General features: G+C 61.8%; 21 protein-coding genes. 8 read left to right on the plus strand and 13 right to left on the minus strand.

The window, feature by feature from the left end; translation table 11 throughout:
* The first annotated feature begins 4 nt into the window (after nucleotides 1–4).
* Complete coding sequence (glnG, locus tag ACEVBK_RS19090; protein ID WP_375056456.1) at nucleotides 5–1,432, plus strand: nitrogen regulation protein NR(I); 1,428 nt, start codon at nucleotides 5–7, stop codon at nucleotides 1,430–1,432.
* An 83-nt stretch (nucleotides 1,433–1,515) separates the two neighbouring features.
* Nucleotides 1,516–2,520, plus strand: a complete 1,005-nt coding sequence (gene add / locus ACEVBK_RS19095; RefSeq protein WP_375056457.1) for an adenosine deaminase — start codon at nucleotides 1,516–1,518, stop codon at nucleotides 2,518–2,520.
* Between the two features lie 72 nt (nucleotides 2,521–2,592).
* Here add and ACEVBK_RS19100 read toward each other — a convergent pair whose 3' ends face one another.
* Genes ACEVBK_RS19100 through ACEVBK_RS19110 form a run of 3 tightly spaced genes read right to left on the minus strand, consistent with a single transcriptional unit; the run spans nucleotide 2,593 to nucleotide 6,135 of the window.
* Nucleotides 2,593–3,300 (minus strand): sulfite exporter TauE/SafE family protein, encoded by a 708-nt coding sequence (locus ACEVBK_RS19100; protein WP_375056458.1) that lies wholly within the window; start codon nucleotides 3,298–3,300, stop codon nucleotides 2,593–2,595.
* Nucleotides 3,297–4,727, minus strand: coding sequence for an amidohydrolase family protein (locus tag ACEVBK_RS19105; protein WP_375056459.1), 1,431 nt, complete (start codon nucleotides 4,725–4,727; stop codon nucleotides 3,297–3,299). Before ACEVBK_RS19105 ends, ACEVBK_RS19100 begins: the two co-directional genes overlap by 4 nt.
* Before the next feature lie 49 nt (nucleotides 4,728–4,776).
* Nucleotides 4,777–6,135, minus strand: coding sequence for a uracil-xanthine permease family protein (locus ACEVBK_RS19110; RefSeq protein ID WP_375056460.1), 1,359 nt, complete (start codon nucleotides 6,133–6,135; stop codon nucleotides 4,777–4,779).
* A gap of 339 nt (nucleotides 6,136–6,474) precedes the next feature.
* Between ACEVBK_RS19110 and ACEVBK_RS19115 the strand changes: the two genes are divergently transcribed.
* Nucleotides 6,475–7,509, plus strand: a complete 1,035-nt coding sequence (locus ACEVBK_RS19115; protein ID WP_375056461.1) for a substrate-binding domain-containing protein — start codon at nucleotides 6,475–6,477, stop codon at nucleotides 7,507–7,509.
* A gap of 21 nt (nucleotides 7,510–7,530) precedes the next feature.
* Here ACEVBK_RS19115 and hemN read toward each other — a convergent pair whose 3' ends face one another.
* From hemN to ACEVBK_RS19140, 5 genes are all read right to left on the minus strand, one after another.
* Nucleotides 7,531–8,901 (minus strand): oxygen-independent coproporphyrinogen III oxidase, encoded by a 1,371-nt coding sequence (gene hemN / locus ACEVBK_RS19120; protein ID WP_375056462.1) that lies wholly within the window; start codon nucleotides 8,899–8,901, stop codon nucleotides 7,531–7,533.
* Nucleotides 8,902–8,916: 15 nt separating this feature from the next.
* Complete coding sequence (locus ACEVBK_RS19125) at nucleotides 8,917–9,360, minus strand: DUF2489 domain-containing protein (RefSeq protein ID WP_375058609.1); 444 nt, start codon at nucleotides 9,358–9,360, stop codon at nucleotides 8,917–8,919.
* A gap of 11 nt (nucleotides 9,361–9,371) precedes the next feature.
* Nucleotides 9,372–9,926: a Der GTPase-activating protein YihI gene (gene yihI / locus ACEVBK_RS19130; RefSeq protein WP_375056463.1), complete on the minus strand. Its 555-nt coding sequence runs from the start codon at nucleotides 9,924–9,926 to the stop codon at nucleotides 9,372–9,374.
* Nucleotides 9,923–10,468 (minus strand): class I SAM-dependent methyltransferase, encoded by a 546-nt coding sequence (locus tag ACEVBK_RS19135; protein ID WP_375056464.1) that lies wholly within the window; start codon nucleotides 10,466–10,468, stop codon nucleotides 9,923–9,925. The genes yihI and ACEVBK_RS19135 overlap by 4 nt, the downstream gene beginning before the upstream one ends.
* 166 nt (nucleotides 10,469–10,634) lie before the next feature.
* The gene (locus ACEVBK_RS19140; protein ID WP_375056465.1) at nucleotides 10,635–11,252 is read right to left on the minus strand and encodes a c-type cytochrome; all 618 of its coding nucleotides are present in this window, start codon (nucleotides 11,250–11,252) and stop codon (nucleotides 10,635–10,637) included.
* A gap of 141 nt (nucleotides 11,253–11,393) precedes the next feature.
* On the opposite strand from ACEVBK_RS19140, the gene yihA reads away from it, so the two are divergent.
* Nucleotides 11,394–12,044 carry a ribosome biogenesis GTP-binding protein YihA/YsxC gene (gene yihA, locus ACEVBK_RS19145; protein WP_375056466.1) on the plus strand — a complete coding sequence of 217 codons (651 nt, stop codon included), beginning with the start codon at nucleotides 11,394–11,396 and terminating at the stop codon, nucleotides 12,042–12,044.
* Nucleotides 12,044–12,730, plus strand: coding sequence for a 16S rRNA pseudouridine(516) synthase RsuA (gene rsuA, locus ACEVBK_RS19150; protein WP_375056467.1), 687 nt, complete (start codon nucleotides 12,044–12,046; stop codon nucleotides 12,728–12,730). Before yihA ends, rsuA begins: the two co-directional genes overlap by 1 nt.
* A gap of 415 nt (nucleotides 12,731–13,145) precedes the next feature.
* On the opposite strand, the gene ACEVBK_RS19155 is transcribed toward rsuA, so the two are convergent.
* Nucleotides 13,146–14,006 carry a hypothetical protein gene (locus ACEVBK_RS19155; RefSeq protein ID WP_375056468.1) on the minus strand — a complete coding sequence of 287 codons (861 nt, stop codon included), beginning with the start codon at nucleotides 14,004–14,006 and terminating at the stop codon, nucleotides 13,146–13,148.
* Between the two features lie 652 nt (nucleotides 14,007–14,658).
* Here ACEVBK_RS19155 and ACEVBK_RS19160 point away from each other — a divergent pair.
* On the plus strand, nucleotides 14,659–16,281 hold the full coding sequence (locus ACEVBK_RS19160; protein ID WP_375056469.1) for a hypothetical protein: 1,623 nt from the start codon (nucleotides 14,659–14,661) through the stop codon (nucleotides 16,279–16,281).
* Here the strand turns inward: ACEVBK_RS19160 and ACEVBK_RS19165 are convergent.
* Both ACEVBK_RS19165 and ACEVBK_RS19170 read right to left on the minus strand, forming a co-directional pair.
* Nucleotides 16,271–17,545, minus strand: coding sequence for an MFS transporter (locus ACEVBK_RS19165; RefSeq protein WP_375056470.1), 1,275 nt, complete (start codon nucleotides 17,543–17,545; stop codon nucleotides 16,271–16,273). The two genes, ACEVBK_RS19160 and ACEVBK_RS19165, sit on opposite strands and share 11 nt — an antisense overlap.
* Before the next feature lie 236 nt (nucleotides 17,546–17,781).
* Nucleotides 17,782–18,672, minus strand: coding sequence for a LysR family transcriptional regulator (locus ACEVBK_RS19170; RefSeq protein ID WP_375056471.1), 891 nt, complete (start codon nucleotides 18,670–18,672; stop codon nucleotides 17,782–17,784).
* 91 nt (nucleotides 18,673–18,763) lie between these two features.
* On the opposite strand from ACEVBK_RS19170, the gene ACEVBK_RS19175 reads away from it, so the two are divergent.
* Both ACEVBK_RS19175 and ACEVBK_RS19180 read left to right on the plus strand, forming a co-directional pair.
* Complete coding sequence (locus ACEVBK_RS19175; RefSeq protein ID WP_375056472.1) at nucleotides 18,764–19,051, plus strand: putative quinol monooxygenase; 288 nt, start codon at nucleotides 18,764–18,766, stop codon at nucleotides 19,049–19,051.
* A gap of 1 nt (nucleotide 19,052) precedes the next feature.
* A complete protein-coding gene (locus ACEVBK_RS19180) occupies nucleotides 19,053–19,283 on the plus strand; it encodes a DUF2798 domain-containing protein (RefSeq protein ID WP_375056473.1) in 231 nt (76 codons plus the stop codon).
* A 60-nt stretch (nucleotides 19,284–19,343) separates the two neighbouring features.
* On the opposite strand, the gene mnhG is transcribed toward ACEVBK_RS19180, so the two are convergent.
* Both mnhG and ACEVBK_RS19190 read right to left on the minus strand, forming a co-directional pair.
* Nucleotides 19,344–19,724 (minus strand): monovalent cation/H(+) antiporter subunit G, encoded by a 381-nt coding sequence (gene mnhG / locus ACEVBK_RS19185; RefSeq protein WP_375056474.1) that lies wholly within the window; start codon nucleotides 19,722–19,724, stop codon nucleotides 19,344–19,346.
* Nucleotides 19,714–19,989, minus strand: a complete 276-nt coding sequence (locus ACEVBK_RS19190; RefSeq protein WP_375056475.1) for a monovalent cation/H+ antiporter complex subunit F — start codon at nucleotides 19,987–19,989, stop codon at nucleotides 19,714–19,716. The genes mnhG and ACEVBK_RS19190 overlap by 11 nt, the downstream gene beginning before the upstream one ends.
* Nucleotides 19,990–19,991 lie beyond the last annotated feature (2 nt).

Here is a 19,991-nt window from a genome sequence, read left to right on the forward strand (position 1 = left end):
ATGTATGGCTGAACTGGTATGGATAGTCGATGACGACAGCTCTATCCGCTGGGTATTGGAGCGGGCACTGGGCCAGGCGGGCTTCCGCTGTCACAGTTTTGCCGACGGCGAAAGCGTGCTGGCCGCCCTGCCGCAGGGCAAGCCCAGCGTGGTGGTGTCCGATATCCGCATGGGCGGCATGGACGGCCTGACCCTGCTCAACGCCATCCACAAGCAGGCACCGCAGTTGCCGATTATCATCATGACCGCCCACTCCGACCTGGACAGCGCGGTCAGCGCCTACCAGCACGGGGCCTTCGAGTACCTGCCCAAGCCCTTCGATATCGATGACGCCGTGGCCCTGGTGCAACGGGCCGTGGCCCATATCAAGGAGAGCAAGAGCAAGGGCAAGATACCGGTCGCGGACAGCCTCAACACCCCCGAGATCATCGGCGAAGCCCAGGCCATGCAGGAGGTGTTCCGCGCCATCGGCCGCCTGGCCCGCTCCTCCATCTCGGTGCTGATCAACGGCCAGAGCGGCACCGGCAAGGAACTGGTGGCCCACGCCCTGCATAAACACAGCCCCCGGGCCCAGAATCCCTTTATCGCGCTGAACATGGCCGCCATTCCCAAGGATCTGATCGAATCGGAGCTGTTCGGTCACGAAAAGGGAGCCTTTACCGGCGCCAACAGCATCCGCCAGGGCCGCTTCGAGCAGGCCGACGGCGGCACCCTCTTCCTCGATGAAATCGGCGACATGCCGCTGGATATCCAGACCCGGCTGCTGCGGGTGCTGGCCGATGGCCAGTTCTACCGGGTGGGCGGCCACCAGCCGATCAAGGTGGATGTCCGCATCATCGCCGCCACCCACCAGGATCTGGAGAAGAAGGTGGAGGACGGCGACTTCCGCGAGGATCTGTTCCACCGGCTCAACGTGATCCGCATCCATATGCCGGCGCTGAAAGACCGCCGTGAGGACGTGCCCAAGCTGGCCCGCCATTTCCTGATGCGAGCGGCCAAGGAACTGGCGGTGGAAGCCAAAAGCCTGCACCCGGACACTCAGACCTACCTGCAGTCCCTGTCCTGGCCCGGCAACGTGCGCCAGCTGGAAAACGTGTGCCGCTGGCTGACGGTGATGGCCTCGGGCCAGGAAGTGCTGATCGCCGATCTGCCTCCCGAACTGATGCAGAAGGAGCGGGAAAAGGAGAAGGACACCGGCAGCCAGGACTGGCGCCAGGCGCTGAAGGACTGGGCCCAGCAGTCCCTGGCCAAGGGCAAGCAGGACCTGCTGGCCGACGCCCAGCCCGAGTTCGAACGCATCCTGCTCGACTGTGCCCTGACCCATACCCAGGGCCACAAGCAGGAGGCGGCCCGACTGCTGGGCTGGGGCCGCAATACCTTGACCCGAAAGTTAAAAGAGTTGCATGGCGACGACAGTCTGGTAGAGGATTAGCATTTATCTCGATCCCCGTTGGGCCTTGCCGATGTCCGCCCTGCGGCATCGGCAAGGCCCATTGACCAGAAAAGGAAGATGCCATGATAGATCCCAGCCTGCCCCTGCTCGACCTGCACCGCCACCTGGACGGCAACATCCGCCCCGCCACCATACTGGACCTGGGCCAGGCCTTTAACATGGTACTGCCCGCCACCACCCTGGAAGGGCTGCGCCCCCATGTGCAGGTGCTGGACAACGCCCCGGATCTGGTGTCTTTCCTCGCCAAGCTGGACTGGGGCGTCAAGGTGCTGGGCAGCTACGATGCCTGCCGCCGGGTGGCCTACGAGAACGTCGAGGACCTGCAGACCGCCGGCATCGACTACGCCGAGCTGCGCTTCAGCCCCGGCTACATGGCCATGAACCACCAACTGGATCCCCAAGGGGTGGTGGAAGCGGTGATCGACGGGGTAGCCGCCGGCCAGCGCGACTTCGGCATCCCGGTCAAGCTCATCGGCATCATGAGCCGCACCTTCGGCCAGGCCGCCTGCGAGCGGGAGTTGGCCGCCTGCCTGGCCCACCAGGACAAGCTGATCGCCATGGATCTGGCCGGTGACGAGTTGGGCTTTCCCGGCGAGCTGTTCAACGACCACTTCAAACGGGTACGGGACGCCGGCCTGCACATCACGGTGCACGCAGGCGAGGCGGCCGGCAGCGACAGCATCTGGCAAGCCATCCAGGCTCTGGGCGCCGAGCGCATCGGCCACGGCGTCAAGGCGGTGGAGGACGAGCGCCTGCTCGACTACCTGGCCGAGCACCGCATCGGCATCGAGTCCTGCCTCACCTCCAACCTGCAGACCAGCACGGTGGCGACACTCACCTCCCACCCCATCCACCGCTTCCTGAAAAAAGGCGTGCCCGCCTGCCTCAACACCGACGATCCGGCGGTGGAAGGCATAGAGCTGCGCCACGAATACACCGACGCGGCGGTCCGGGCCGGTCTCAGTGCCGCCCAGACCCGCCAGTGCCAGGAAAACGCCCTGCAGATGGCCTTTATCAGCCCCGCAGAAAGGGCCGCCCTGCTGACCGCCAGCGCCGAGCGGGAGTAGTAGCAGAGGAAAGGCTCTTCCAGCCACCTATTCGGACAACAAAGCCTTGCCCGTAGGGCAAGGCCTTTTATCTTACAGCCACAGCACCAGGACTCCCGACACCAGGGCGAACACCAGCACAAACTGGCGCAGGAAACGGGCGTTGATGGTGCGGTGCACCAGTTGGCTCAGGATCAGCCCCGCCGCCAGCGCCGGCAACATCCAGCCCACCGGCAGCAACAATTCGGCCTGCAGCCGGCCGTTGAGCGCAAGCACCAGCAGTGAGACCAGTTCGCCGATCAAAAAACACAGGGCTACCGAGGCACGCAGGGTCGCTACCGGCATATGCTGGTACACCAGGGCCAGGGGCGGCCCGCCGATACCGGTGGCGGTTTCGGTGATGCCGGTGATCACCCCGGTGGACACGAAGGCCTTGCGCCCCGGAACAAAGGCTGGGGCCAGCCAGCTGACCAGCACCGCCGCTATGGTGGACACCCCGATCAGGATGTTGAGCTGGTTCAGGGGCAGCACCACCAGCACCCAGAGCCCGCCGAAGGTGCCCAGCACCCGGCCCAGGGATATCCACTTGGTGCCCCGCAGATCGATGGCGTGGCGCTCCCGCCAGGCGATCAGGGCATTGAGCGGCAACATCAGCACCAGCAGGCTGATCGGCAGCAACGCCGGCGCCAGCAGCCCCAGCACCGGCGCCACCACCAGGGCAAAGCCCATGCCGGTGGCGCCCTGGACAAAGGCGCCCGCCGCCACCGCCAGCGCGATCCAGGCGAAGACATCCGGGCTCATGACGCGCGTCCGTCGGGACCCGACGCGGCGCCCGGGCGTAGCGCTTCCCATTCCCGCCGATGCCGGCCCGAGTCGGGATGGATTTTCTGGATCGGCGCCCGCGCCACCACCGCCTTGGCGTGCTCGTCCACCTCCCGCATCAGGGCCCGGGCGTCCCAGTCCAGCGGCCAGCCCTGCCACAGCCGCAGGCGGCCGGCCACGAACACCCCCAGGATCTGATCCCGGTTGGCCAGCCGCACCAGCTCCCAGCACAGGTCCCAGGACGGCAGCAGCTCGGGCACCGCCAGATCCACCAGCAGGAAGTCGGCCGCCCGGCCGGGAGCGATCTCGCCGGTGTTCAGCCCCAGCACCCTGGCACCGCCGCGGGTGCCCTGCTCCAGCCAGGGCCAGCCGCCACCGCAGGAGGAGTCCCCCACCGCCAGGCCGAAGGCGAAACGCTGGGCCGCCTCGGCGTAATCCAGCAGCCGGAAACCGTCGCTGCGGGTGCCGTCGGTACCCAGGCCGAGGCGGATCCCCAGGCTGTGCATCAGCTGGGCCTGAGCCACGGCGTTGCCCTTCCAGGCGCTGGCCACCGGGTTGTAGCTGACCGCGCTGTCGGAGTCCCGCAGCAGCATCAGCTCGTCGGGCGTGAGCAGGGTGGCGTGGGCGAGCAGCGCCTGGGACCCCAGGGCCCCGGCCCGGTGCAGGTGTTCCACCGGGCGCAGGCCGCGCTGCTCCAGGGAGCGCTCCACCGCCACCAGGTGTTCGTTGACGTGGGTCTGGAACAGGATGCCGGCCTCGGCGCAAAGCGCCGACACCCGGTGCAGCATGGCATCGGTGGCGATCTCCGGGATGGGCACGGCCAGCGAGGGGGTCACCAGCGGCTGGCCCTGCCAGCCGGCGATATGTTGCTCGGCCCGCGCCAGTATGGGCCCCGGCGCCAGCTCCTCGCTGCCGCGCTTGTCGTTGCACACCAGCCCCAGCACGCAGCGCAGCCCCGCCTCGGTGGTGGCTCGGGCGATGGCGTCCAGCCCCTCGCTGGCCCGGGTGCCGGCATCGCAGACGGTGGTGAAGCCGCCACGCAGGGCCTCCAGCGCCGCCAGCTTGGCGGTCAGGTAGAGGATATCCGGGCTCAGGCCGGATTCCATGGGCACCCACACCCGGCGGAAGATCTCCGACGGCTCGCCGAACACCAGCGCCTTGCCGAAGGCCTGGGTCAGGTGGTGATGGGTATCGACGAAGCCGGGCATGATCAGCTTGCCGGGCAGGGCGGTCACCGCCAGCTCCGGGTGGGCCGCCTGCAGCTCGGTCAGGGGGCCGACGGCGCCGAAGCGCTCGCCGTCCAGCAGGATGGCGTGCTCCCGCACCGGGCCGTCCGCCAGCAGCAGCCAGTCGGGCGCCAGCAGGCAGCGTTGTTCGAACTGGCGGGGATTGAGTTGCGTCTTCATGATTGTCCTTTTATTGGCTGGGGCAGGCCAGGGGGCCTGCCCGGGTAGATCAGCGGCTCTGCAGCCGGGAGTGGTCTTCGGCCGCGGCGACCGGCGCCGGCCCCTTGCCCAGGTAGTGGAACAGGGCATTCATCAGGGCGGCGGTGATGGCGCCCATGGCGACGCCGTTGCCCAGCAGGGAGGCCAGCCCGGAGGGAAACTGGCTGTAGACGCCGGGCACCAGTATCGGGAACAGCCCCACCGCCAGCGCCACCGACACCACGTACATGTTGGCGTGCTGGCGCAGATCGACCCGCCGCAGCATGTCGATGCCCATGGTGCCGACGATGGCGAACACCACCAGGCCGGTACCGCCGACCACCGCCTCGGGCACGCCGTGGATCACCCGCGCCAGGGGCGCGAGCAGGGCGAACAGGATCAGCATCAGGCCGGAGACCAGGGTGACGTAGCGGGAGCGGATGCCGGTGGCCCGTACCACGCCGATGTTCTCGCCACTGGTGATGATCAGCGAAGTGCCGAACAGGCCGCCGAGCAGGGACACGGCGGCGTCGCCGCGGATGGTCTTGGCCACGTCGTTCTCCGGGTCCAGCTTCTTGTCCACCACCTCGCCGATGGCGATGGTCTGGCCGGTGGCCTCCACCATGGAGATGATGCAGAAGATCATCAGCGGCAGTGAGGCCAGCAGATCGAACTTGGGCATGCCGAAGGGCAGCAGCGACGGCAGGCTGAACAGCGGAAACAACGACAGGTGCTCGACATGGAAGGCGCCGAACAGCACCGCCACCAGGGTGCCGCCCAGCAGGCCCAGCAGTATCGCCAACTGCCCCAGCATGCCGCTCAGCACCCGGGCGAACAGCACGGTGAAGCCGATGGTGGCGAAGGCCAGCAGCAGGCTGAGCGGGGCGGCGAAGCCCTCGGTGCCGGGCTTGCCGACGATCAGGAAGCCCGAGATCTTCACCAGGTTGATGGCCACCAGCAACAGCATGGTGCCTACCACCACCGCGGGGAAGAAACGCAAAAACTTCTTGAAGACGGGCAGTACCAGGAAATAGAACAGCGCGGTCAGTATCACCGCCCCCGAGGCGGTGGCCACGTCGGTCTGCTGGGCGATGAGGATGAACAGCACTATGGGGGCACCACCCGGCAGCATGATGAACGGCAGCCGGGCACCGAAGCCGCGCCAGCCAATGGACTGCAGCAAGGTACCGATACCGCAGATGATAAAGGTGGCGCTCAGCAGGTTGATGGTCAGCTCCGGGGGAAAATCCAGCGCCGTGGCCATCAGGAACACGGAGGCAATGGGTGAGGCCGCCATCACCAATACGTGCTGCAACCCGAATGCCAGCAGCGTCTTCAGGGGCAGCTTTTCGTCGACCGGGGCGGTGACGTCCTTGTGTACTTCCGACATGATATTCTCCTTGCATTCATATGCCGCCGGCAACGAGCGCCGGCGGCTCCTTGTCCCCACCACCCAAATCGATTTGGGTGGTGGGCGAAAAATAACCCGTCGCCATGTGTCCGGCACGGGTTCCCCATCTCTCGCCAACGTTTCCAGAGATGAATCGATTTGGTCGCCTAACTGACAAACCCAAATCGATTTGGTTAAAAGTTATTCCAGGTCTCGCCCCCTGTCAAGACGGTATTTTCGCCAAATCGGCCGACCCGTGGCCGGCACCCGAATCGATTTGGCTCCGACCCAGCCCAGGAGTATACTCGACGGCATACGCGTTCAGCCCGCAGAGACCCCATGAGTTCAGCCAAGCACGGCGGCCCGCGCCGCCTCACCATCGCCGATGTCGCCGAGGCGGCGGGCGTGTCCCGCACCACCGTCTCCCACGCCCTCAACGACCGGGGGCAGGTGGATCCCCAGACCCGGGCCCGGGTCAAGGACGTGGCCCGCCTGCTGGGCTACAGCCCCAACCTGCGGGCCCAGCGCCTACGCACCGGCCGCACCAACTCCATCGCCCTGCTCTCCTCCATGCCTTTCGCGGTGGCCGGCGGAGTCTCCCGCCTGGGCTTCATGATGGAAATCGCCGCCACCGCGGCAGAGGCGGCGCTAAAGCAGGGCCTGGCCCTGGTGCTGGTGCCACCCCTGGCGGAAGCCAGGGGACTGCTGGACGAGCTGGACGTGGACGGCGCCATCATCATCGAGCCGGTGGCCCAGGATCCCCAGGTCACCCAGTTGCGGCGGCGCGGCATCACAGTGGTGTCCATCGGCCGCCAGCCGGAAGCGGATCCTCCCCTGCCCTACGTGGATCTGCAGGCCGGGGCCACCGGCCGGCTGTTGCTGGAACACCTGGCGGTCCAAGGGGCCCGTCACATCGCCCTGCTGATCGGCCAGCAGCGCCGCCATTCCTACGTGGACGTGGAGCAGGCCTATCGCGACTTCACCGCCGCCCGCGGCCTGCCCTGCCTGATCGCCAAGGCCGAGGAGGCCGGCGGCGAAGAAGCCGGAGCCGAAGCCTGCCGCCGACTGCTGGCCGAGCACCCGTCGCTGGACGCCATCTGCGCACCGGTGGATGCCTTCGCCGTGGGCGCCATCCGGGCGCTGCAGCAGGCCGGCCACCGGGTGCCGGAAGACGTGAAGGTGGTGACCCGCTACGACGGCCTGCGGGCGCAGCAATGCCAGCCGCCGCTGACCGCGGTCAACCTGCACCTGGAAGAAGTGTCGGCCCGGGCCATTTCCCTGCTGCTGGCGCACCTCAACGGCAAGTCGGCCCCGGATATCGTCCGTGGCCCCACACCGGAGCTGATCGCCAGGGCCTCTTCCGCTAATACTTGAGCCGACGACGGGCTTCACCGCTCAGATCACCCGGGAAAACTGCTGCATCCGGGCCTGGCGGCGCAGGTGGACGTCGAAGCACATGCAGATATTGCGGATCAGCAGCCGGCCCTTGGCCGCCACCCGGATGGCGCCGGCTTCCACCGTGACCAGGCCGTCGTCGACGAAGCGCTGCAACAGCCCGAGATCCTCGGCAAAATAGTCGGCGAAGCCGATGCCGTATTCCCGCTCCAGCGGCGCAAAGTCCAGCTCGAAGTTGCAGATAAGGGTTTTGATCAGATCCCGGCGCAGCCGGTCATCCCGGTTCAGGGCGTAGCCCACCGTCTGGGCGTGGCCCTGCTCGTCGAGCTGGGCGTAGTAGCGCTTGAGATCCTTGTGGTTCTGGGAATAGGCGTCGCCGATCATGCTGATGGCGGACACCCCCAGCCCCAGCAGATCGCAGTCGCCCTGGGTGGTGTAACCCTGGAAGTTGCGGTGCAGCTCACCCTGGCGCTGGGCCACCGCCAGGCTGTCGTCCGGCAGGGCGAAGTGATCCATGCCGATAAACTGGTAGCCCTGGCCGGTGAGGTAACCGATGGTGTCCTGCAGCATGGCCAGCTTCTGGGCGGCTTTGGGCATGTCCGCCTCGTTCAGCTTGCGCTGGGCGGCGAAGCGGCTGGGCAGGTGGGCGTAGTTGAACACCGACAGCCGGGCCGGCCCCATGGCCGCCACCTGCTCCAGGGTGTGGTGGAAGCTGGCCGGGGTCTGCAGCGGCAGGCCGTAGATCAGGTCCAGGTTGGTGGACTCGAAGCCGAGTTCGGCCGCGCGCCTGACCAGCGCCTTGATAAAGTCGTTGTCCTGCTCCCGGTTCACCACCTTCTGCACCGCCTTGTCGAAGTCCTGCACTCCCAGGCTGATACGGTTGAAGCCTTCCTCCTTCAGCACTTCCAGCACCGACAGCTCGATTTCCCGCGGATCGATTTCGATGCTGAACTCGCCCCGCTCGGCGAAGCGGAAATGGCGGCGCAGCAGGCCGTTGAGCCGGCGGATCTGCGGCTCGGTCAGGAAAGTGGGAGTGCCGCCGCCCCAGTGCAGCTGGGTCACGATGCGACCGGCGAACAGCGGCGCCAGGCGCTCAACCTCCCGTTCCAGATAGTCCAGGTAGATGTCGGCCTTGCCCTGGTGGCGGGTGATCACCTTGTTGCAGCCGCAGTAGTAGCACAGCTTGTGGCAGAAGGGCACGTGCACGTAGAGCGACAGGGGACGATCGGGATAGCGCCCGGCGGCGGCTTCAAACTCCGCCATGCCGAAGGATTCGTTGAATTCCAGGGCCGTGGGGTAGGATGTGTACCTGGGCCCCGAATAGTTGTATTTCTCGATGAGGGACTGATCCCACTCGATGCTTGCTGACATTGCCTCCTCCCCGGGTCAGCGACCGGGCAGTTCCAGGCTGGCCAGCCGCTCGACCTCAATTTTTATCTGAGCTTCAAACTCGTTTTCAAAACCGGCACGCTGCAGATCCTGGCGCATGCGTTCGTTGCGCTTGAGCTGCTTGCGCGCCTCGTGAGTCGGCATCTCCTTGACCCTGTCATAGAGATCGTAGAGGCCGGGATAGTCGCCGGCAAAATCTTTCGGCGAGCTGAACTGCAGGGTATTGAGCAGGTTGGTCAGGCGAATGGCCCCTTCCGACAGGTTGCATTGATCGTCACGCACCGCCATGGCGATGGTACGGATGCTGTCGAGGATACGCTCGTTGCGCCGGGCGATGGCCTGCTCACGCCGTTGCGTCTGCTGTTTCAACCTGGCCAGCAGAATGCCCGCATACACCGCCAGACCCACTATGATGACGCCGCCCAAGAGGGCGGCCATCAGCCAGGGTGAGATCATGACTTATCTTCCTTCTCCTGGTATTGCGCAGGATCAAGGTCCGCATCCATAAAACGGGTCCAGAGATCGTCGCCCTCTTCCGGCTCCTCGTCTTCTTCCAGCAGACCGAGTTGCTCCAGCAACTGCTGGTGACGGGCCAGGGTCTGATCCAGCCAGGCGGCATCTTCCTGTGACAGTTTGTCGCCCGCGTCCACCCGATCCAGCAGGGTGTTGAGCCGCTCGTTATTCTCCAGCTGGTCCAGTTCCTGCTCCGGTGTCAGGACCTTGGGTTTGGCCACCTTGGGCCCGGCCGGCTTGACAGGCTTGGTGCTGGCCACCGCCTGCTCCTCCTTCACCAGGGTAACCGGTTTTTTCGAGCCCAGCCGAGGATCCTTGGGCGCCGCCTGGCCCGCCCCCTGGCTGCCGCTGTCACCGGTATTATGCCGGGAGCCCGGAGCCAACCCTTTACGCTTGGCCTTGCGCTTGCGCTCCCTGCTTTGCTCGGCATTTTCCCGACTTTCCTTGCGAGCCCCGAGTTGACCCGGCGCGCGGGTCTTTTTAATACGTGTCATACAGACTCCGGTTTTTGCAGAAGTATCACATCGGCACCGATAAATTCGATACCGAGCCCATCCCGTGCCGCCAGCCAGAGGAAGGTGTCCCTGCTGAAAAAGCTGACATGGGTGGGGTCCTGTTTGTAATGCCAGTTGGCGAAGGCCGCCTGGTCACGGGCCAGCTTGGTCATCAGCCCCAGCCGGCCGCCAGGCCGGAGCATGGCCAGCAATTGCTGCCATTCCCGCCCCGGTTGGTAAAAATGCTCGATCGCCTCGGTGCAGGTCACAAAGTCGTAACGCTGCGCCAGTCGCTCGGGATAATCCGCATAGTAAGGATCATAGGTGGTGGTGGCAAAACCCGCTTCGTTCAGCATGGCCGCCAGGGCCGGACCGGGACCACAGCCGAAATCCAGCCCTGTGCTTCCGGGCGCCAGCCGCGCCGCCAGCGGCTCGGCCAGACGGCTCAGGAAACGCCGGTAGCCCGGATCGTCCACCTCGTTTCGGTGCGTGTCGTACACCGCCTTCTCCGCCGCCGCGTCCAGCCGCTCGGTGGGCGGCACGAAAATCAGGCTGCACCGACGGCAACGGAGATAGCATCGCCGTTGATCCTGCCAAAACAGAGATGTTTTGGTATGGCCACAGAGGGGACAGGGAAAGTCTTGCGACTGAGCAGACATGGACAAACCAGAGAAATCAGGGGGCCCGGGCCCCCTTGATGGGCTTAAATTAACGCAGGCCCGCCACGTACTGGGACAGGATTTCGATATCTTGGTCGGTCAGTTTCTTGGCGACATCACGCATCATGCCATTGGGATCGTTTTCACGCTCGCCGCTGCGGAAAGCCTGCAGCTGGGCCTTGATGTAGGCAGGGTGCTGGCCGGACAGGCGCGGGAACCTGGCGGATTCCAGGCCCTCGCCGCGGGGGCTGTGGCAGGCGATGCAGGCGGTAATGCCACGCTCCAGATCGCCACCCCGGTACAGGGCTTCACCGGCTTCGATCACCTCTTCGGGAGTGGCGACCGGGGTAATGGCTTCGCTGGCGTAGAAGGCGGCCAGATCGGCCATGTCCTGCTCAGACAGCCCCATCACCATGGGTGCCATAATGGCGTTGGCACGGCCGGCACCACCGGTGGCGCCGGTTTTGAATTCAATCAACTGCTTTTCCAGGTAAGAGGCGTGTTGACCGGCGATTTTAGGGTACATATCGGTCGGGCTGTTGCCATCGTTACCATGACAGGCCACACAGGTGGCGGCTTTGGCTTTACCGGCTTCGGCATCGCCTTGGGCCTGTGCGACACCGACCACTCCGAGCATTAAGGCTAGCGTGAAAACAATTTTTTTCATGACGTTCCGACTTCTCGTTGTAAGAGCTTCCAGATCACATACCGGCAAGGGCATGTTACAATGCGATTTAAAAACGGCTCCATTCTACACGATTTTGCGAGAAAGTAAGCAAGGCGGGTTCAGAACCCCGGGGAATTCATATTGGATAACAAGCAGATAAATTTTAACGCCGCCCGCTTTATTACCAGCGCGCCCAACATCAATCAAATGCCGGCCGACACCGGCGTGGAGATAGCTTTTGCCGGCCGCTCCAACGCCGGAAAATCGTCCGCCCTCAACACCATTACCCAGCAGAAAAGTCTGGCCCGGACCAGTAAAACCCCGGGCCGCACCCAGCTGATCAACGTGTTCGAGCTGAGCGAAGGCAAGCGACTGATCGACCTGCCCGGCTATGGCTACGCCAAGGTGCCGGAGGAGATGAAGCTGAAATGGCAGGCGGCCCTCTCCGAATACCTGCAACAGCGCAACAGCCTCAAGGGCCTGGTGGTGCTGATGGATATCCGCCACCCGCTGAAGGATATCGACCAGCAACTGCTGCAATGGGCCAGCGACAGCGAACTGCCGGTATTGGCGCTGCTAACCAAGTGCGACAAGCTCAAGTCCGGCGCACGCAAGGCGGAAGTACTCAAGGTACGCGAAGCCATGGCCATCTTCGGCGGCGATATCCGGGTGGAAGCCTTCAGCTCCCTCAAGGGCATCGGCGTCGACCAGGCCAAGGCCATCCTCAACGAATGGCTGCTGCAGGGCGAGGTTGCGGCCGAACCCGTCGCCGATGAAGGTGAAGGGATCTGATGCGCCTCGACCGCTTTTTGTGTGAAGCCACCGGGCTCACTCGCTCCCTGGCCAAGAAGGCCCTGCACCGGGGCGAGGTCACGGTGGATGGCATCATCGTCAAAAAAGGCGATTTGCATGTCAAGGAGCAGGAGGTGCGCCTGGAAGGCCGCCTGCTGGGCCTGCGCCTGCCCCGCTACCTACTGCTGCACAAACCCAAGGGCTACCTCAGCTCCACCCAGGACGAAGACCACCCCAGCGTGCTGACCCTGCTGCCGGCCGAACTGCGCGACGGCCTGCAATGCGCCGGACGGCTGGATCTGGACACCACCGGACTGCTGCTGCTGACCGACGACGGCCAGTGGTCCCACCGGATCCGCTCGCCGAAGAAGGCCTGCGGCAAGACCTATCGGGTCGATCTGGCCGAGCCCCTGGCCGAGGACGCCGCCGCCCGTTTTAAAGAAGGCGTGCAACTGCACGGCGAACCCAAACCCACCCTGCCCGCCACCCTGGACGAGCTCACCCCCACCCGGGTACTGCTGACCATACAGGAAGGCAAGTACCACCAGGTAAAACGCATGTTCGCCGCCGTGGGCAACAAGGTGGTGGGCCTGCACCGGCTGCAGGTTGGCCATATCCGCCTGGACGACAACCTGGCGGAAGGCGAATGGCGCCACCTTACCGAGGAAGAAATCGCCTCGGTTTAGATCCACCGAAGTTTGCCGACACCGCCCCGCTGCCCTGTTTCCGGCAAGCCCGGCCATAACCCGCCGGGCTTGCCGGCACCACCCCCGTAGGCGCGGTTTCAACCGCGCGATCTCACCCGCCACGCAACTGAAGCCTCCCCGCGCTCCACAAACAGTCCATTCCCCTAAATTTCGTCTTCACCCACACCCAATCCAGCCATGACCTACACCCATGGCCATCCCCCGATAGTATGATTTTTTCCAAGCAGTCGTCTTCACAAGTTCCATCACATACCGCAGCAAATGATAAGAAACGGTTGAGGCAGCTCCTCATACGGTGTAACGACATAAAACCATGATGGATTTTTGCACAGCAACACGTTATGTTTTTTGTAAAGCATCTGGATAAAAAATAGATTTTTCTTTTTCCATTGTACTAACGACTGATATAGAACATGCGCTCAGGCATATCAATTATCACTTGATGGCCCCGCATCATTTTCATGCCTAGCAGACCATCAAAATCCAGCTCCTGAGGAGTTGAGCCATCAGTTACAATAGCCAAATCATCACGAACTGTGCCTTCCCTATCTGTCAAAGTGATTCTTGTTACTCTGCAGTCTAAGTTTGATGCTTCAGGTTCAATAACGCGACAGCCAGAAAAAATAGTGCCGGCAGGTAGGCGGTCGTAGAACAGAAAGGAGTGACTGGCGGCAGTATCGATAATCAAATGTAAAGGTGTGTTGCCGACAGATGCTGTAATACGTAATCCTGACTCTGTTTCTTCTACTGGATAGGATGACCAATTATCAATATCTGAAGGCAGATGTTCCAACATCTGCAATCGATCGTTTTTGAAGTCCATCAAAACCCGCCGATCCTGAAAAAGCCCAAGCCCCAGCACTTCACTACTAGGTTGTTCGTCTCCCATGGTTAAACCCCATGGCTTAAAACTAACAGCTTCAACATTATCAAAAGGGATATTGGAAATGAGCAACCGATTTATTTTCCATACAAAAACCTCATTTTCACCACCAGACGCATCCATTAGCCGACGAGGTTTTTGTTGGGTAGCCTTCAGGCTTGGATTGGCAACTAGCTCTTCTAAATTATGTTCATAAAGATGCAAGCCTTCCCCACTGCCAGTATCTAGCATTAATGTGTGATATCTGTCGGCAATCTGCGAATCTATTAATGGCAGGCCACGTTCATCATATCGCAACTTCCAGAAATCAGCAGATAGTTCCGCCATGCTGGTGCCGGAAAACAGAAATATTAATAATAGAAACCGCTTCATTATGATTTGACCTCCAAGCTTATTATAGTTATATCCTACGATGTTCTAGAATCAATCAGATACCAGGCTGCTCGATTCATGATTTCTATTATTTCACTTAGCTTAACCCGGCCACTGCCGAGAATGACCTACCATTAGGAACAGTTCGGAAGTTCGGATAACAAGTGAAACATTCATGGTTGAACGGAGGAAAGTAGCCAATTGCTTGTGGTGGCATGCTTCTTCTCTCCAAAACCAAAGCAGTACTATCATAATCTACCAACAGTTAAATGAATACAAGAAATACCATATTTCCGTGCTGCTTACAGAGGGACATTCGCTAAAAAATCATCTATTGATAGCTAATTGATTGACGGTAAACTATCAGAATTGATAGTGACCCCAAATGAACACGACACTTGTCGTCGGATTCTCCTCATTAACCGGGGCACCCAGAGAATGAAACATGTCAATAAGGCCTGATACTCCAGATCAAAACCCGTGGCTGGCCCGCATCGAGGATGTATCTCGGGTTTACTTAACACTGCATCGTCGGCAGCGCTACCTTGAGTGGGGCCGGCTGCTGCTGTTCCTCGGCCTGCTGCCCCTGCTCGAACCGCTGTTTCGTCAATCAGCACCGGGGATCTGACACCTGCTGCTGGCTGCCGGCGTATTGCTATTTGTCGCCTTGATCATCTGGCATCGCCAGCTCAAAGAGCAGTTGCAGCACTGCCATACCCTGAGCAAACTCAACCAGGAAAGCCTGTCCCGCATCAAACGGGACTTCGCGGCATTGACACCTTGCCCGCCCCATGTTGCCGACTATTTCAGCCTGCAGGATAAAGACCTCAACTTATACGGCCCCGGCTCCCTCGGGCAACTGCTGTTTAACCTGTCGACCAGCCTCGGCGATGCCCGGCTCGCCGAATGGCTGAGCCGAGGCAACCCCTCGCCACGGCTGGAACTGCACCAGCAGGCAATCCAGGAACTGGCCCCGCAACTGGATCTGCGCCAGCGGTTATATGCCTACGCCAGGAGTCCCCATCATTCGGGGGGCCACCAGTTGCACCGGTTCCAATCCTGGGCCGAGGATACAGCAGATAACATTCTTATCGGCCCCCGGGCAAAGAGCCTGGGCCGGCTACTGACCCTGCTTTCTTTGGCTGGCCTGGCCTTGGTCATCGTCCGCCTCTCTCCGGCCTGGATCCTGGCCCTGCCGGTGTTGCTCAATCTGGGCTTTCTTGGCTTGCATGGGCGCAGGTTCAGGCAGGCCTTCAACAACGTCGACTTGCAATCCGGGGCCTTGAATTGCTTGTCCGATATAGTGGAAATCATCGGAGAAAAGGAATATCAAGCACAGGTGCTGCAACAAACCAGAGAATCGCTGAAACGATCACCACAGCGGCCGGGGCCAGCCCTGCGTCGGCTGGCAGCGATCATTCACCATTCGAGCCTGCGCTTTAACGCCATTCCCTGTATATTCCTGCAGTCTCTGCTGCTCTGGGACTTCCATGTGGCCCTCAAGCTGCAGCACTGGCGCAAGCAGCATGCTCGACATGTGGCCCTATGGCTGGATGCTGTTGCCTGTTTTGAAGCCCTCAGCGCCCTGGCCAACCTGGCCCATGAAAATCCCGATTGGTGCTTTCCTGAACGCAGTAATGGCCCCGAACTCCACGCCCGGCAAGCCGTCCATCCGCTACTGCCCGCGCAGCGGGCGGTGGCCAATGACATTCGCCTTAAGCCGGGCCAGGTAACCATCATCACCGGCTCCAACATGTCGGGTAAAACCACCTATATGCGTGCTCTCGGCCTCAACCTGAAACTGGCGATGGCCGCCGGGCCGGTGGCCTGCGCCGCCATGCGCCTCCCTCCCTGTGAGCTGTACACGGCGATATCGGCCAACGACTCACTGAGCCAGGGCCAGTCATACTTTATGAACGAGGTGGTACAACTAAAGGAGGTACTGGCCGGTGTTGAACAATGCCGCCAACAACCGGTGTACCTACTGGACGAATTGCTCAAGGGCACCAATGAGCGAGAACGCAATATCGCCATCATCGCCGTATTGAAAAAACTCTGCGCACAGCAGGCCATGGGGATGATGACCACCCACAATATCGCGCTGGCCACTCATCCGGATCTGCTGCCGCTGTGCTGCAGTATCTACTTCGAGGAAGATATCGACGAACAGTCGCCGGAAAAAATGCGCTTCAGTTACCGGCTCAAGGAGGGGGTGTCTGCCCAAACCAACGCCATCAAGTTGCTCAGACTGCTGGAGATCGATATCAATGAATAACTGGCCTACGTTGCCAGGGTTTAAAACTCAGCCACAGCAATAAGCCGGGGATCTGCAACGCGATCAGCAGCCCCAGGGACCATTGGTAGGCCACCACGGGGAAGGCACCATCCACGCTTTGCCAATGGCCGATCACTACGCCCGCCAGCCATTGCACCGCGAAGGCCAGTATAAATACCACCAGGTTGAATGAAGTGCTGACCCGCCCGGCCAGCTCCGGTGCGACCGACTGGGCGACAATGGCGTAATTCATGGTGGTAGCCGTGCCGAAAAAGCTGAATCCTGCCGTAATCAGCCAGGGGGAAACCGGCGTATCGGAGATCATCAATATCTGGAAAGCGACAAAAACCGCTATGCCACCCCCACAGATCATGATCGGCTGCACGCCATATTGGCGCAGATAATCCGTCAGCCAGCCGAAGGTCAGCGAACCGGCCACCATTGCAACGGCACCATACATCAGTGCGTTGGCCATGGTGGTCGTGCCGAGCCCTGCAACATCGCGCAACCACGGCCCCATCCACAATGCCAAAATCGCCATGTAAGTGGCATGGGCAAACACCGAATACAGCCCCAGCCGCCAGAACGTCCATGAGCGGTACAAGCGGCCGACAGCCCGGCACATGTCACCAAAGTGCGCGTCTTTCGGGGTATAGGCGCCGCGAACGGAAAAGTGGATAACGCCGCTTACCAGCACCGTCAATACCGCCAGCAGCATAAATGCCTCACGCCAGCTGACCCAGTTCAACACCATATGCAGCGGTGCCGTCGACGCCATGGCCCCCAGTCCGCCAACCGAGAGCAGGCACGCGGTGCAAAGCGGAAGGCGCTCGATGGGCAACCAGATGGAGCACGCCTTGATCGCGCTCATCAATGAGCCGGCCACCCCCAGGCCGATAAGGCCACGGCCCATCAGCAACCCCCATTCGGAATGGGACAGCGCGAAGATCACCGATCCGGCCGCCGCAATCAGCAACATGGGGCCCTGAACCGCACGCGGGCCATAGCGATCCAGCATGACGCCCAGCGGAAGTTGAGCCGCGGCAAACGCCAGAAAATAGGAGCCGGTGAGCAGCCCCATGCTTTCAGGCGGTAAATGAAGCTCGGTTGCCAGATCGTTATAAATCACCGCGTTGATGGTGCGGTACAGATAAGAGATGAAGTGCCCCATGCCGAAAGGAATAAAAATCGTCAGGAACAGCATGGCGAAGCTTTTTTTCACCTCTTGGGCTGCGGTTACCGTTGAAACACCGTCATTCTGCATTCTTGAGAGTCTCTTGAAAGAAAGGGTCTCGAAAAGGGAGCTCTTGTTTCATGGCAGACTCATCCACGCACCGCCATCAACCAGGGACTCCCCTATGCCGGCAGCATTTCTTAAATCTGCATTTTTTGCTTATTTCAGTACGGTCGTCTGTGAGTCTAAGGATATCGGATTTTCAAATTAAACAAACAGCGGTTTAAGTTCACCATCATGTTTTTTGTGGCACGAATTGCCCGCCCTCAAGGCAATACCGGCGAAAACCAGGGCTGTTCGGCAAGAAATGCGGACAGCGCCTCGGTAAAGGCGCACACCCGCACCGACTCCGATTTCCGGGCCGGCCACACCAGGTAAACGGGCCTGTCTTGTCCCCGCCATTGAGGCAGCAGCCGGATCAGGCTGCCTTTGTCCAGTTCGTCATAAACCTCGCTCTCCGGCACCAGGGCAATCGCCTCGCCGCTTTTCACCATGCTGGTCACCAGGGCCAGGTTGTCGGTGGTGTGGCGGTGCGCCTTGGCCAGGGTCCTCCGCTCGCCGTTCTGGTGCCGCAGCTGCCAGTCGGCCAGCACGTCGGTGGCCACCGAGGGAATATCGGCCAGTTCCTCAAGGGTATCCGGCCGCCATTTCTCTCCGTCGCCAATCAACAGGGTCCCGATGGTGCCGATACGCCGCTGGATCAGGGTGGAGTCCTCCATCGCCCCGATGCGAATGGCCACGTCGGCCTGGGCCTGCCACATGTCCACCATTTCGTTGCTGGCGTCCACCCGCAGCCGGATCTGGGGATAGGCCCGAAGAAATTGCGGCCAGAACGGAGCCAGCGGGCCAGCGGCCAGGTTGCCGGGGGCCAGTACCCGCAAGCTTCCCTCCAGGCTGTTGAGCGACGCCCCCAGCTCGTTCAGCTTGTCCTCCAGCCCCCGCACCAAGGCCGCGCACTCGTTGAAGTAGGCTTCGCCATCCCGGGTCAGCGTCAGGCCGCGGGTGGATCGATGCACCAGCCTGCGCCCCAAGCGCCGTTCCAGTGCCGACAGCCGCCTGGAAACGGTTGCCACCGTCGTGGCCAGCCGGTCCGCCGCCGCGGTCAGGCTGCCTGCTTCAACGGTCGTGATGAATAACCGCAGTTCGTCCAATATCATTACGTATCTGTAAAATAGGTTTGTTTGGATGAGCATAGTTACACATATCAGCCAAAGCTAACATGGTGCCACCACCAAAGGAGGATCCACCATGTCACATCACCATCTGTTGGCCGAAATCCGCTCCAACTCCGATAACCTGGGCGAGGTAAGGGCGGCGCTGGCCACCCTGGAGCACGCCACCCGTGGGGAGGAAGGCTGCCTGCTCTTTTCGATACGGGAATGCCGGGACAAGCCGGGTACCTTCCTGCTGTGGGAAAGTTGGCAAGACGAGCAGGCGTTGGAACGGCATTTCAGCCAACCCCACACCCGCCACTATCTTTCGTTCAACTACACGGAAGTGGTCGAGATCACTTCTCTGTCATCGCTGGAGGGCTGAGATGTCGCCCAAGCATCGCCTGCTGTTCGCCCTGCTGATGTCGCTGGTGCTGTCATTTCTGATGACGGCCTGGGTAACCTGGCTCAATCTGGGGCTTATCGAGGGCTTCGTTGAAAAGTGGATGTCCGCCTTTATCGTGGCCTGGCCGGCCGCGGCCCTGATCTCGTTGCTGTTCGGGCCTTGGGTGCAAAGGCTCACCGGCTGGATGATGTCGCGCCGGTCCCGCACGTAAAGCAGGACCTGACGGCACGGCGGGATGAAGGACCCGGCCGGCGGCCGGGCCCTCGGTCGCTCAGTCTTCTTCCCGTTTGCGGGTAGAACTGCCGAGCTGGTGGGTCTTGAGATCGTAGCGTTCCTTGATCACGTCCTTCACGGTGCCTTCCCACAGTTTGATGCCCACGAAGTAGCCGGCCCGGGCCATCACATGGGCGGCGATGGGCGCGGTCATGATCACGAACACCACCACCGCCAGCGCCCGTACCACCACGCTGGTGTCGGCAAAAAAGAACACCGCAAAGCCCACCGCCATCAGGCCGGCGCCCAGGGCGCCGGCCTTGCTGGTGGCGTGCATCCGGGTCAGCAGATCCGGCATGCGGATGATGCCGATGCCGGCCAGCAGCATCAGGAAGGAGCCCAGCAACATCAGCAGGCCGGTAATAAGTTCAGTCATCATCGCGATGGCCTCCCCGCTCCAGGTAACGGGCAAAGCCCACCGCCGCCATAAAGGAGGTGAGCGCCAGCACTATGGCCACGTCGATGAACTGCGGCGTGTCGTAGGCCACACTGTACAGCAAGATGAAACCGACGGTCATGGAGGCGATCACTTCCAGCGCCACCACCCGATCCGGCAGGGTGGGGCCTATCAGCAGCCGCACCGCCGCCAGCACCAGCCCCAGGCTCAAAAACAAGAAAGACAAAACAATGGCTATATCAAACATAG

It is taken from the genome of Zobellella sp. DQSA1, assembly GCF_041950555.1.
Taxonomy (GTDB): Bacteria; Pseudomonadota; Gammaproteobacteria; order Enterobacterales; family Aeromonadaceae; genus Oceanimonas.